At 62.5% G+C, this 13,254-nt stretch carries 12 protein-coding genes and 1 tRNA gene; 12 read left to right on the top strand and 1 reads right to left on the bottom strand.

Features of this window, described 5'->3' with window-relative positions; all coding sequences use genetic code 11:
- Window positions 1-65 precede the first annotated feature (65 nt).
- The 5 genes from E5162_RS03210 (at window position 66) to E5162_RS03230 (ending at window position 4,385) form a co-directional block, all read left to right on the top strand.
- On the top strand, window positions 66-557 hold the full coding sequence (locus E5162_RS03210; protein WP_135943492.1) for a potassium channel family protein: 492 nt from the start codon (window positions 66-68) through the stop codon (window positions 555-557).
- 112 nt (window positions 558-669) lie between these two features.
- Window positions 670-2,697, top strand: coding sequence for an acetyl-CoA carboxylase biotin carboxylase subunit (locus E5162_RS03215; protein WP_135943493.1), 2,028 nt, complete (start codon window positions 670-672; stop codon window positions 2,695-2,697).
- Between the two features lie 73 nt (window positions 2,698-2,770).
- The gene (locus tag E5162_RS03220; RefSeq protein WP_135943494.1) at window positions 2,771-3,073 is read left to right on the top strand and encodes a DUF4282 domain-containing protein; all 303 of its coding nucleotides are present in this window, start codon (window positions 2,771-2,773) and stop codon (window positions 3,071-3,073) included.
- Between the two features lie 193 nt (window positions 3,074-3,266).
- A complete protein-coding gene (locus tag E5162_RS03225; RefSeq protein WP_158291182.1) occupies window positions 3,267-3,776 on the top strand; it encodes a DUF805 domain-containing protein in 510 nt (169 codons plus the stop codon).
- 90 nt (window positions 3,777-3,866) lie between these two features.
- Window positions 3,867-4,385 (top strand): hypothetical protein, encoded by a 519-nt coding sequence (locus E5162_RS03230; protein ID WP_135943496.1) that lies wholly within the window; start codon window positions 3,867-3,869, stop codon window positions 4,383-4,385.
- 57 nt (window positions 4,386-4,442) lie between these two features.
- Here the strand turns inward: E5162_RS03230 and lipB are convergent, their stop codons facing one another.
- On the bottom strand, window positions 4,443-5,135 hold the full coding sequence (gene lipB / locus E5162_RS03235; RefSeq protein ID WP_135943497.1) for a lipoyl(octanoyl) transferase LipB: 693 nt from the start codon (window positions 5,133-5,135) through the stop codon (window positions 4,443-4,445).
- A 102-nt stretch (window positions 5,136-5,237) separates the two neighbouring features.
- On the opposite strand from lipB, the gene E5162_RS03240 reads away from it, so the two are divergent.
- The 7 genes from E5162_RS03240 (at window position 5,238) to E5162_RS03270 (ending at window position 13,118) form a co-directional block, all read left to right on the top strand.
- Window positions 5,238-5,483 (top strand): FliM/FliN family flagellar motor switch protein, encoded by a 246-nt coding sequence (locus E5162_RS03240; RefSeq protein ID WP_135943498.1) that lies wholly within the window; start codon window positions 5,238-5,240, stop codon window positions 5,481-5,483.
- Between the two features lie 80 nt (window positions 5,484-5,563).
- Window positions 5,564-5,650 (top strand) — tRNA-Leu (locus E5162_RS03245).
- Between the two features lie 140 nt (window positions 5,651-5,790).
- Window positions 5,791-7,554: a polysaccharide deacetylase family protein gene (locus tag E5162_RS03250; protein ID WP_135943499.1), complete on the top strand. Its 1,764-nt coding sequence runs from the start codon at window positions 5,791-5,793 to the stop codon at window positions 7,552-7,554.
- 115 nt (window positions 7,555-7,669) lie between these two features.
- Window positions 7,670-9,061 (top strand): magnesium transporter, encoded by a 1,392-nt coding sequence (gene mgtE, locus E5162_RS03255; RefSeq protein ID WP_135943500.1) that lies wholly within the window; start codon window positions 7,670-7,672, stop codon window positions 9,059-9,061.
- Window positions 9,062-9,118: 57 nt separating this feature from the next.
- Window positions 9,119-10,111 carry a Kelch repeat-containing protein gene (locus tag E5162_RS03260; protein ID WP_135943501.1) on the top strand — a complete coding sequence of 331 codons (993 nt, stop codon included), beginning with the start codon at window positions 9,119-9,121 and terminating at the stop codon, window positions 10,109-10,111.
- A 61-nt stretch (window positions 10,112-10,172) separates the two neighbouring features.
- Window positions 10,173-11,846: a glycoside hydrolase family protein gene (locus E5162_RS03265; protein WP_135943502.1), complete on the top strand. Its 1,674-nt coding sequence runs from the start codon at window positions 10,173-10,175 to the stop codon at window positions 11,844-11,846.
- A 99-nt stretch (window positions 11,847-11,945) separates the two neighbouring features.
- Window positions 11,946-13,118 (top strand): isovaleryl-CoA dehydrogenase, encoded by a 1,173-nt coding sequence (locus tag E5162_RS03270; RefSeq protein ID WP_135943503.1) that lies wholly within the window; start codon window positions 11,946-11,948, stop codon window positions 13,116-13,118.
- Window positions 13,119-13,254: the final 136 nt, after the last annotated feature.

The raw sequence follows: 13,254 nt of genomic DNA on the forward strand, positions 1-13,254 counted from the left end.
CCGGGGTTTTGTCGTTATATGGCCAGCTTCATCGGGACATGGCTCAGGATCGGAAAGGGGGAGTCATGCTTGCCATACCCTTGGCGATTTCCACGGCGTTGGTGGTGATCACCGTCGCGATTCACATGGCGGGACTGGCCGCGCTCATCGGCGTCATGCGTGCGCGCGCCGATCACATCCAGCCGTTCCGGAATGCGTGGCGGCAAGTGGGAATGATCCTTCTGGTCATTCTCGCGCTCTTCCTGATCCACACGATCCAGATCTGGATCTGGGCAGCGGTCTATGTCTGGCTGGACGCGTTCGACACGTTCGAGGCCGCCCTCTACTATTCCACGTCCAGTTTCACCACTGTGGGGTATGGCGACCTGGTCCCCGATCAGCGCTGGCGCATCCTCGGCGCGATCGAAAGCGCGAACGGCTTCTTGCTGCTGGGCTGGTCGACCGCCTTCCTGATTTCTGTCGTGAGCCGGCTGCGGTCGATCGAATTTACGTGGCTGGAAGAGCGGTTCGAGCGCAAGGTGGAGGCCGACACCGGGCAAGCCGGCAAGCCTGACTAGGCGTGGGCCTCGCCCTTCCACGGTGCGCGGTGGCTTGCCCCGCCTTGCCAGTGCGGGCTAAACCCTTGCTCCATACACCGATCCGGCTTTCAAAAAGGGGCTCACCGGGCTCATGTTCAACAAGATTCTGATCGCTAATCGCGGCGAGATCGCCGTCCGCGTCATCAAGACCTGCAAGCGTCTGGGCATTCCCACCGTGGCGGTCTACTCCGAAGCGGATGCCGCCTCCCTGGCGGTCGAGATGGCCGACGAAGCCGTCTTTATCGGCCCCCCGGCTCCCGGCGAGTCCTACCTGAACATGGATCGGATCCTGGCCGCGTGCGAGGAGACCGGGGCTGACGCGGTCCATCCTGGCTTCGGCTTCCTGTCGGAAAACGCGAAGTTTCCCGAGGCGCTGGCCAAGAAGAACATCGCCTGGATCGGGCCGAACGTGTACGCAATCCAGTCGATGGGCGACAAGCTGGAGTCGAAAAAGCTCGCGGCCAAGGCCGGGGTCAGCACGGTTCCCGGCTTCAAGGGCGAGATCGAGGACGATCAGCAGGCGGTCGAGGTCGCGGACGACATCGGCTACCCGGTCATGATCAAGGCCTCGGCCGGCGGTGGCGGCAAGGGCATGCGCATCGCCCGCTCCGCGTCAGAGGTCAAGGACGGCTTCAAGGCCGCGCGCAACGAAGCCAAGTCCTCCTTCGGCGACGACCGCATCCTGATCGAAAAATTCGTCGAGAAGCCGCGCCATATCGAGATCCAGGTCCTCGGCGACAAGCATGGCAATGTGATCCATCTCAACGAGCGCGAATGCTCCATTCAGCGGCGCAATCAGAAAGTGATCGAGGAGGCGCCATCGCCTTTCCTCGACAAGAGGACGCGCGACAAGATGGGCGAGCAGGCCGTGGCGCTCGCCAAGGCGGTCGATTACGACAGCGCCGGCACGGTCGAGTTCATCGTCGACCCGAACAAGAATTTCTACTTTCTGGAAATGAACACCCGCCTCCAGGTGGAGCACCCGGTCACCGAGCTGACTCACGATATCGACCTGGTCGAACAGATGATCCGGGTCGCCGCCGGCAAGGAGCTGGAGCTCACCCAGCGCGATGTCCGCATCAAGGGTCATGCCGTGGAGGCCCGGCTCTATGCCGAGGACCCGTATCGCGGCTTCCTGCCCTCCATCGGGCGTCTGGAACGCTATGTCGAGCCGGAGCAGGGCCCGATGGGGCCGGGCAAGCTTCGCATCGATTCCGGGGTACGCGAGGGCGACGAGATCTCGCTTTTCTACGACCCCATGATCGCCAAGGTCATCGGCTATGGCGACACGCGCGAAAAGGCCATCGATGCCTTGGCCGACAGCCTGGACCGGCTTCACGTCGAAGGCTTGCAGGCCAACGCGCCCTTCCTCTCTGCGGTCCTGGACGAGACCGATTTCCGCAAGGGCAACATCCACACCGGCTATATCGATGAGCATTTCCCCGACGGGTTCGCTGGTACGGTCGCGCGCGAGGATCAGCTTCGCTTCATGACAGCCGCTGCGGCCTTTGTGCACACGACATTCGTCCAGCGCGCCACCCAGATTGCCGGGCGCCTGACTCCGGCGCCGAATGCGGGCGAACTTCACGACTGGGTCGTGATCATGGACGGGCACAGGTTCGCGGTGGAGATGCGTCTGCCACAGGGCGCGATCGGTGAGGAGGTCCCTGCCGAGCTGTGGTGTCCGGCTCTTTCCACCGGGCGCATGGCACTCGCCACAAGCTGGCGGCCGGGCGATCACCTCTTCGAGGGCGAGTTGGATGGCGAGAAATTCGCGCTGACCTTTTCCGACCGGACCGAGGGCTACCGCCTGCGTCATCGCGGTTTTGCCGCCACGGTGCTGGTCTGTACCCCGCGTACCGCCGAGCTGCACGCCCGCCTGCCGGAAAAGGAAGCCGCCGACACAGCCAAGCTGATCACCAGCCCGATGCCGGGCTTGGTCATGTCTGTCAATGTCGAGGTCGGCCAGGAGGTCAAGGCCGGTGAAGCCCTGGTCGTGGTCGAGGCCATGAAGATGGAAAACGTCTTGCGTGCCGAACGCGATGGCACGGTCAAGTCCATCGAGGCCAGCGCGGGCGACAGCGTCGCGGCCGACGAGCTGCTGATCGAATTCGAATAGATTCGAGGAGAGTCGCCGGGCGAATCGCCCCATCCTCTTCGTGGAAATATTCGCTACGAAAGGGGAGGGCTTCATGCCCGATTTTATCAAGCGGTTTGTCAATTTCGACAAGCTGATTGCGACAACGCTTATCAAGATACTCTACTGGATCGGCCTGGCGCTGATTCTCATCGGCGTGGTCGTTGGAATGCTGGGCGGCCTCGCCGGCATGACCCAGGACTTTGTCGCCGGGCTGGGCGCTTTCGTGGGCGCTCCCATCGCTGGTGTGATTGGTCTGCTGTTCTGGCGCTTCGTGATGGAAGTCTACATCGTCATCTTCTCCATCCACGACCGCCTCGGCGAAATCCGCGACAAGATTGGCGGCCCGACGCCGTAATGTCCGCTTGGGCTCACATAGTGGTAAACGGTCACGGGAATAGCCGGCGAGTAACGTCAAAGAGAATCCCGCGTGCACGGCCGGCGTGTCTCACCCGTCGCGTATAGTTTAGAGACGCGAAGGGCTGTCTTGACACCCGGTCCGGTGCAGCGGAGCGTTTCCTGATTGGGAATCTCGCATGGAAGGACGTAGAATGGATTTCACGAATCTGCTTTTCAGCCCGAACGGGCGAATTGGTCAGAAAGAGTATTGGGTCGGAATCATGATCCTCATCCTCGGCAACATTCTTGCCGGGATGATCCCCATTTTAGGGACGCTTCTGTGGCTGGGCCTGATCTATGTGGGCGTCTGCGTCTACGGTAAGCGATTGCACGACATCGGCAAGACGGCCTGGATCCATGCTCTTGTCTGGGGCGTTTCGATCGCTCTCACGGTTCTCGCCTTCGCCTTTGCAGGCGGTAGCCTGCTGGCCGCCGGCCTGAACAATAACGAGGTCGATGCCGCAGCGATCCTGGCCGCCAGCGGCAGCTTGCTGCTCTTCACCGGTCTGGGAAGCCTGATCTGGCTCGGATACACGATCTGGCTTGGCGTGATTGCGGGCGAGGCGGGTTCGAACCGGTTTGGACAGCCTCCTGTTCGCACGATTTCATCTGAACCGGTCGATTCCACGCCGCCCGGCGGTAACGAACCGCCCGCGGCCTAGACGTATCCAGCGTATAGAAACGTTGATGACAAACGCGCGGCGGGTCATACCCGTCGCGCGTTTCGTTTGTTGCTGACCCGGTGATCCGAGATGAACCTGAAGACTGCCTTCTTGCCGGTCTACCGCGCCGATGCGGACGATTACTGGCTTGGACTGGGCGTTATCGCCCTGATCGATGCGTTGCGTATAACCCTCGCCGGTCCGGGTGCGGGGCTACTCACCTTTTTGATCATCGTGTTCTTTTTCATCGCCCTCCATATCAACCGGCTTCGCGATGCGGGCCGGCCAGGCGCTCTTGCCATGATCGCGGCCGCTGTCGCGCTCGCAGCCAAAGGGATCGTTGCCCTGATCGCGATGGCGGTGTCGCTCACACCGCTGTTATTCGAGTATTTCGAAAGTCAGGGGATCAATACCGAAGACCCGCAGGCGCTTCAGGAAGCCTCCCAGGACCCGGCGCTGATGCAGGGCTTTCAGACCTATCTGGAGAATCAGGGGCCCGAATTCGCGCTCCAGCTGGCCGGGGCAGGCGCGTGGCCTTCGCTGTTCGGCTTCTGGATTGCAGCCTTGCTGATGGGGTTGTGGTACGCCCGGATGGGGCGGCGGGCCTGACCTCTGCGTCAGCGCGGGCAGGCTTGTACTCGCTGAGAAGCTGGTAGCCGCCAGTGTTCAAGGCCGGTCGGCAACCGGCGGCTCTTCAGGTTTCGTCTTGCCGAACACGCCTTCAAAAGCCTGTTTCAGCGCCAGGTCTGCGTCTTCCATCGTGATGGGCAATCCCAGATCGACCAGGCTCGTCACGCCGTAGCGCGGATCGGAGATGCCGCACGGCGTGATGCCGCCAAAGTGGGACAAATCGGGTTCCACGTTCAGCGCAATCCCGTGAAAGCTCACCCAGCGCCGCAGACGTATCCCGATGGCGGCGATCTTGTCCTCGCGTTCCGGGCCGCCCGGCTGGGTCCGGTCGACCCAGACCCCCACCCGGTTGCAGCGCCGCTCGCCGGTCACGTTGAAGCGCTCCAGCGTGTCGATGATCCATTGTTCCAGGTTTCGCACGAACTGGCGCGCATCCCGCCCGCGCTTGGTCAGGTCCAGCATGACGTAGGCCACGCGCTGCCCCGGCCCGTGATAGGTATATTCTCCGCCCCGTCCGGTCTTGTGCACAGGGAAGCGATCCGATTGCCGGAGGTCTTCCGGCTTCGCGCTCGTTCCCGCCGTGTAGAGCGGCGCATGCTCGAGCAGCCAGATCAGTTCTCCCGCCTCGCCCGCGGCAATGGCGGCAGCGCGCGCCTCCATGGCCTCGACGGCTGCCTGATAGTCAACCGGCGTTTTCGAGACTGCCCAGCCCACGCCATCCATCTGCATATTGTCGTCATCCTTAACGGGTCTGAAACCGGCACCGAACATCGTGGTCCTCAAGGTGCCTGACAAGGCATCGGAGTGCAGCGCGACATTTGGGATGAATTCATGAGCCAGCTCGGCCAGGTCAAGGTGGAGATATCGGTCATTCTCGGGCGCTCGCGCCTGCCGATCCATCAGTTTCTCCGCATGGGACGCGGCGCGGTGATTCCGCTCGATGCCGCGGAGCATGACGAGGTGTGGATTCTGGCGAATAATCACCCCATTGCGCGGGGCGAAATCATGATCCAGGGCGACCGGGTCGCAGTGCAGATCACCGACGCGGCGAATGTGCCCGACTTTTTCGCAGACTGACTGTTCAAGCTATATCGCCCCTTGCACAAGGGGACTTCACAAATCTGACCGGGCTTGCTACACGCCCGGCTCCCAAGTTCGCGGCCGTGGCGGAATTGGTAGACGCGCAGCGTTGAGGTCGCTGTGGGGTAAAACCCGTGGAAGTTCGAGTCTTCTCGGCCGCACCATTTGGGAACGTCCCGACAACCGGGCATTCCTCACAATCAGGATTGAGGCCGGGCATCTGATGCTCTGGCGACGCAGGAAGCGCAAATCCTGGCGGGGATTGGGTTGAGTTTCGCTCTGTCCGCTCCGCATAGGGAGCACCATGAAGCGATACGTCATTGCACTCGCCGTCATAGCCGCCATTGGCGCATGGCTTGTGCTGCACGATTCCAGCACCCGCATCTATGAGTTCAGCGGCGTAGAGGGCCCCACTGCGCCGACGCTAATTAGCGGCGCGGAGCCTGCTCGGGTGCGCGACTATGAGCGGGGCGGGACCAACCGGCTGGCCGTGCTGGTCACCGATCCTGCGTCCAACTGGCTGGGTCTGGTCCGTGGCTTCAAAGCGCATGGAATCCCGTTCACGATGACGCGGGATCCGGCCCGCGCGATGGGCCACGAGGTGGTGCTCGCCTATCCTTCGATCTCCGGCCGTCTGCTGCCGGCCGAGGCGCTTAGCGGCCTGGCTGATCATGTTCGACGCGGGGGCACCGTGCTGACTTTCGATCTGGCCGGGGGCGGTCTGGAAGCGCTTTTCGGTGTGGCATCGCGGCATCCAGGTCGCGGCCGGTCCGAAATCCGCTGGCTCGACGCTTCGCTGGCGCCTGGCGATCGGTTGACCCGCTTCAACAGTCCGCGCGCCGAAGCCCAAGTGGGCAGCTATGGGATCGTCCCGACCACGGCTGTGCGCATGGCCAACTTCGACGACGGCACCGCGGCGGCGGTGTGTCGCCGTGCCGGCGGCCGTGCCTGCATTCTCGGTCTGGATCTCGGCTCTTTGACAAATCGCGCGATGAATGGCCGGTCAGAGCAGGTGTCTGCCCAGGCGGTGAACTCCTACGACCCGAGCCTCGACCTCATGTATCGCTGGATTCGGGACCTTTATGTGGAGGGCGAAGACACGCCCTATTTGATCGGCACCGCGCCAGCCGGCTGGCAGGGCAGTCTCATCCTCACCCACGATATCGATTTCACGCGTTCCGTGGCGAATGCACCGCATTTCGCTCAGGCTGTGCGGAGCCGAAATCAGTCCGCGACCTTCTTCATCCAAACCCGGGTTATTCGCGACTGGAACGACGACGTTTTCTTTAATGAGGAAAACCTGGAGCCGATGCGCGAGACCGCGCAAGGCATGGAGATTGGAAGTCATAGCGTTTCACACTCGCGCTCATTTGCCTCCTTTCCGCTCGGAAGCGGGTCCGAGAGCTATCCGGACTATCGCCCGTTCGTGGAGAGCTTTACCGAAACGCGGGACGGGACTGTTCTTGGCGAATTGCGGGTATCGCGATTTCTGCTCGAGGAGGTGCTTGGAGTCGAGGTCACGTCCTTCCGTTCAGGGTATCTGGCCAATCATCCAGCTCTTCCTGAAGCCTTGGCGGCAACCGGTTATCGCTACTCTTCGACCCTTGCTGCGAACACAGTCCTGACCCACCTGCCATACCAACTGGCCCATGCCCGCTCCGGCAATGCGCTGGTTCCAGTCTGGGAGTTCCCCGTTACGATCGAGGATGAAAAGCCCCCGCGCCTTGGCGACCGGTTCGATGCGGCGGTTGACGTCATCGACGATGTGACTGGCCATGGCGGCGTGGCCACCGTGCTGATCCATCCCGATATCACGGGCCATAAGCTCGAGTTCGAAGAACGCCTGATGGACCATTATGCAGGCCGATTGTGGATGGGCTCGCTGCGCCAATTTGGCCGCTGGTGGAGCGCCCGCAGCCTTGCAGAAGTGGATTTTGACGGAGACGCCGTAGCGGTCACGGCGCCGGAGACCCTGACAGATCTGGTGATCCTGTTTCCCAAGACTGGCGGCTCACTCGTTCTGGACGGTGTTCGGGGCTCTCAACGCGTGCCGGTTGCGCGTCCGTGAACGCCGGGAACTGGCTGGTTCTTGCGCGCAGGCACAACCGTTCAGTGCGCTCGATTTCTAGCTGGATGGCGCCTATCTTCGCTCCTCGTACGCGCTCCGCCAGCCCGAGGTCTCCATGTCCGACTCTGCCGATCTGCTTGATGAGACCGTCCCGCATGACGAAGAGGAACAGGTCACGCACAAGCTGATCGGGGAAATCGTCGACGCCATCTCCGACTCCGATGCGGCGCTCGCCCACGGCCTGTTCGAAGACCTTCACCCAGCCGACGCCGCCGATGCGGTAGAACAGCTGAGCTACGACCAGCAGATCGCGCTTGCCGAGCTGGCGCCACGCGTGTTCGGCGGTGAAATGCTGGCCGAGCTCCAGGACGATACGCGCGCGGACATCATCAACGAACTCGATCCCGGTCATCTCGCAGAGGCGATCCAGGATCTTGATTCCGATGACATGACGCTGGTGGTCGAGGACCTCGACCCGGAAATGCGCGCGCGTGTCCTGGCCGAGGTATCCGACAGCGATCGCGAGCGGCTGGAAAGCTCGCTGGCGTTCGAGGAGGACACGGCCGGGCGCCTGATGCAGCGCGAGTTCGTGGCAGCGCCCACCTTCTGGAGCGTGGGCAACACGATCGACCACATGCGCCGCGCCGGCGAGGATCTGCCCGACCTCTTCTTTGAAGTCTTTGTCGTCGATGAAGCGTTCAAACCCGTGGGCTCCATCCCGGTCTCGCGCCTGATGCGCTGCGGGCGCGATGTCCGGCTCGCCGACATAATGGTGGCGCCCCAGGCCATCATCCGGCCGGACCGCGACCAGGAAGAGGTGGCCTATCTCTTCGAGAAATACCACATGATCTCGGCCCCGGTCGTGGATGATGATGGCCGGCTCTCCGGCATGCTGACCGTCGATGACATGGTCGATGTCATTCAGGAAGAGAACAAGGAAGACATGCTCGCGCTGGCCGGCGTGAACGAGGCGGGCTCATCGGACACCGTCTGGTCTTCCGTGCGCGCGCGTGCGCCCTGGCTGCTCGTCAACCTGGGAACGGCGGTGCTGGCGTCCGGGGTCATCGCCATGTTCGAGGGCGCCATCGCCCAGCTGGTCGCTCTGGCCGTCCTCATGCCCATCGTCGCCTCGATGGGCGGCAATGCCGGTACGCAATCGCTGGCCGTCGCGGTGCGGGCCATCGCCTCGCGCGATCTGACGGTCTCCAATGCCGCGCGTGTCATCTGGCGTGAGTTTGCCGCTGGCGCGGTGAACGGACTGATCTTCGCCATCCTCATGGGGGCGATTGCAGGCGTGTGGTTCCAGAGCTTCACACTGGCCTGGGTCATTGCGCTGGCCATGATCATCAATCTGGCCTGCGCCGGACTAGCAGGCATCCTCGTGCCCCTGGGCCTGAAGCGCTTCGGTGCGGACCCTGCCGTCGCCTCATCGGTCTTCGTGACCACGGTGACCGATGTGGTGGGGTTTTTCGTCTTCCTCGGCCTGGGTGCCATGGTATTGCTTTAGTTCGTCTCGACAGTGGCTCGGCCGGGGGCGTGAACAAACGCTTGAGAGGGCTTTTAGATGAAGTTTCAACACACCTTGGCCCTTATGGGTCTCGCTGGCGCATTGAGTCTCTCTCCCGCGCTCGCACAGGAAGCGGCCGGTTCGCAAACCTCCGATCCGGTCCTGACCACGACGGCATGGCGTCAGGGACCTGATCTCGAAACGCCGCGCGCCGGTCTCAGTGCCGTGGAGTTTGAGGGAAATCTCTATGCCGCCGGCGGTGCCGGCCTCGTCAATCCGCGCGACGATTTCGAGGTCTATGAAACCGCTACCGGGCGCTGGCGTCCGCTTGCGCCTCTGCCCACCGGGCTGGAGCGTTTCGGCATGGCCGCGGGCGATGAACGGCTCTGGATTGCGGGCGGGTACAGCTCGGACTCGACCAGCAGTGCGACCTCCGGGGTCTGGTCCTACGATCCCGAGATGGATGTCTGGCAGGCCGAGGCCGATCTTCCCGGGCCCAAGGCCGCGTTCTCGCTCGTTGCATTCGATGGATCGCTTTACGCCATCGGTGGCGAGGAGGGCGCTCCGGGTGTGTTTGTCTACGACATCGAGGCCGGCTTGTGGTCGGCGATCGAAGCGCCTCCCGAGATCAACCGTCGCGGCGCGGTAGTAGTCGTAGTAGGAGACGAAATCTGGCTTCTCGGAGGCGCCACGGGCGGCGAGGCGACCGCTCGCGTCGACGTTTTCAACCCGCTGACCGGGGTCTGGCGTATCGGTCCGGCGCTGCCTGAACCACGTGCCGGCCATGCTGCCGCGCTTCACGATGGGGTGATCTACGTTTTTGGGGGCCGTAGCCCGGACCTGCGGCGCACCCTGTCGGACATGCTCTACCTGCCGGTATCGCAACGCCGCTGGCAGAGCGGTCCGCAACTCATGGTGCCACGCACCGAAGCGGCCGCTGCCAGCAATGGCAACCAGATATTCCTGATCGGTGGCGGAGCTGGTTCCGGCTTCTTCGCGCCGTTCACCGCCGTGAGCTCGGTCGACATTTACACCCCGTCCGGGGAGTAACGGCTTCGGGTTTGCATCACACCCTCCGTGAAGGCGTTAAACGTTTCTAAACGGGACAGCGATGAAACCGCAGTTGAAATCGAGCCGCGCAGCGCGGGAGCTTATCAAGGCCCATGAACCCTTCCGGCCCGAAGCGGTCCGCAGGGGTCGCCGGTGGGTCGTGGGGTATGGTCACACGACGACAGCGCGCGAAGGCGTGACGGTCTCGCGCGACGACGCCGAACTCCTGATGATCTACGACGTCCTGAACGCCGAGCAGGCGGTTGAGGCCGGTGTCGGTGAAAGTCTCGCCAGACCGGTACGGGACGCGCTTGTCTCCTTTGCCTGCTCGATCGGCCCGGGTGCTTTCAAGGTCTCTGACGTGGCGCGATTGGCCAAAGCGGGCCGGATGGAGGATGCAGCCCGGGCGATGGAGACCTGGGTGCGAGCCGAAGAAGATGGCCGCCTGGTCGTATCCGACCATCTGGTCGCGCGCCGCGCTGCAGAAAAATCGCTATTCTTGAAAGGGCTTGAGTCTGCGGACGACGCGGACACGGAAGCCTCCTCACGCTCCGACGCGACCGGATCAGGAGAGTCTGCAGCCGGACCGAGCCCGATTGCAGTGATCGAGCCTGAGGTTGCCGACATCGGCGCTTCCCGGGGCGATGATCTCGAAGAGACAGCCCAGCCGCGTCTCGGCCCGCTGGTCGATCTGGAAATCGAGTTTGAAGATCCGCCGGAAGGCGAAGCAGACACCGGCGAAGCGCTTGGTCTGGACCAGGTTGAAGACAATGACACGCCGCTTGATCGCGCGCTTGGTCCGGAGCCGGATAGCGAACCTGACGCTTCGCTTGAGCCGGCCGAAGCGGCGCTGGAGCGTTCGGTGGGCCCGGCCGAAGACATCAAGGATGAGCCTGCCGTCGATTTGACTGAAGAGGGGACCTCCCCTCATGAGGCGTCTGTCGAGCCGGCGGACCCGAGTATTGAAACGCCGACCGCCTCCTCCTCGCCGGAGAAGGCGGAACAGGATGCGACCGTGCAGCGCGTCATGACCCGTATGGCCCGGGAGATTGCCACGTCGGTCAGCGTTCCGACCAGCGAGTCCGACTCCGCCGCGCCGGAGGTCGGTCCGGAAGTTCAATTGGGCTATGCCTTCCTGCAGCCCATTTATGGTCAGGCAAAACTCGCCCAATCTGATGCATCCCCGGCGCCCGCTGCGGTCGCTCCGGTCAAGGCCGATTCTGCTCCGGTGAGCGCGGCGCCAGCGGACAAGCGGTTTGTCTATGGCACGGTATCGGTGGGCCCGGTTCCTGTACGCGGAGCACCCGTCACGGTCCAGCCTCCCGTTCACGATGACGGCCCCGCGCCGGCGCCTGGTTTCTCTGGCGAAGTGGGCGGCGTGACGCGCCCGGCTGAATTTGAAGAACTCGACTACACCGATGAGGAAGAGCTGCATCCTGAACTGGTTGCAGGGCGAGAGGCCCACGATGCGTTCCATCATGAGACGTCCCAGTCTCCGTCGCAGGCTGACGGGCGGTGGATCTACGCGTTGAACTTCACCATCGGTGCCGGGCTAGGCGGCTTCGGAGCATGGGATCTCATCCGCCATTTCGATCTTTATCAACGCGAGGGCTTTCTGGTGACGGGACCGGTGTCGTTGGCGCTCGGGCTCGTACTCATGACAGCCTCGGGCTGGATGCTTGCAACACGGGCCAAGCCCTCTGATGATACGCCGGTGAGATCCTCCGTCGAATAATCGAAAATCGTCGCAGGGTGTCAAAACGGGATAGGGATAGGCTGCGCAACGTCCGGCCGCGCGCTTGACGGCGACGGGCGAAGTGGTATCTCCGCCAGCATGATCTCTAATCAATATCCCACTCTGGAGTTTGATCTCGGCGATACCGCCGACATGCTCCGTGACACCGTTCAGTCCTTTGCGTCCGACCATATCGCGCCGCGTGCGGCCGAGATCGACTCCAAGGACGAGTTTCCTGCCGATCTCTGGCCCAAATTGGGTGAACTCGGCTTGCTTGGTATCACGGTCGAGGAGGAGTTCGGAGGCTCCGCGCTCGGCTATGTCGAACATTGCATCGCGATGGAAGAGATTTCGCGGGCCAGCGCATCGGTCGGTTTGTCCTACGGCGCCCATTCCAACCTCTGTGTGAACCAGATCCGGATAAACGGATCTCAGGCGCAGAAGGAAAAATACCTGCCCAAGCTCATCTCCGGCGAACATATTGGCGCGCTCGCCATGTCGGAGACAGGCGCAGGGTCAGATGTGGTCTCCATGAAGTTGAAGGCTGAAAAAAAGGGTGATCGTTACATCCTGAACGGCTCGAAAATGTGGATCACTAACGGGCCGAGCGCAGACACGCTGGTCGTCTATGCCAAGACCGATCCCGCGAGTGGGTCCAAGGGCATCACCGCCTTCATGATTGAGAAGGGGATGACCGGATTCTCGATCGCGCAGAAGCTCGACAAGCTCGGGATGCGTGGCTCGGAAACCGGTGAACTGGTGTTTGAGGACTGCGAAGTGCCCGAAGAGAATATCCTCGGCGGCATCGGTGGCGGCGTTAAAGTTCTGATGAGCGGACTGGACTACGAGCGGGCAGTTCTGGCGGCCGGTCCGGTCGGCATCATGCAAGCCTGCATGGACGTGGTCATGCCCTATGTCCACGAACGCACACAATTCGGTCAGTCGATCGGTGAGTTTCAGCTCATCCAGGGCAAGCTGGCTGACATGTATACCCGCATGAATGCATCGCGCGCCTACGTGTATTCGGTCGCCCAGGCCTGCGACAGGGGAAAGACGACGCGCAAGGACGCTGCAGGCGCAATCCTGTTTGCGGCCGAGGCGGCGACCCAGTCTGCTCTGGACGCCATCCAGATTCTTGGTGGCAACGGTTATATCAACGAGTATCCGACGGGGCGCCTGCTGCGCGATGCAAAGCTCTATGAAATCGGCGCCGGAACCAGCGAGATTCGCCGCTGGCTTATCGGACGTGAACTCTTCGAACAAAGCCGGTAGGCGGAACTTACGCATTATCGCGTGACCAGACCCCCGGCCAGATTGGCCGGGGGTTTTTTTGATGCATTATGACGCGGCTGCAGCATGAGGGCTTACCGCACGCGACTTATCCACATACAGTAATCGTTCAACGCAG

The sequence above is a fragment of the Marinicauda pacifica genome, assembly GCF_004793635.1.
Lineage (GTDB): Bacteria > Pseudomonadota > Alphaproteobacteria > Caulobacterales > Maricaulaceae > Marinicauda > Marinicauda pacifica.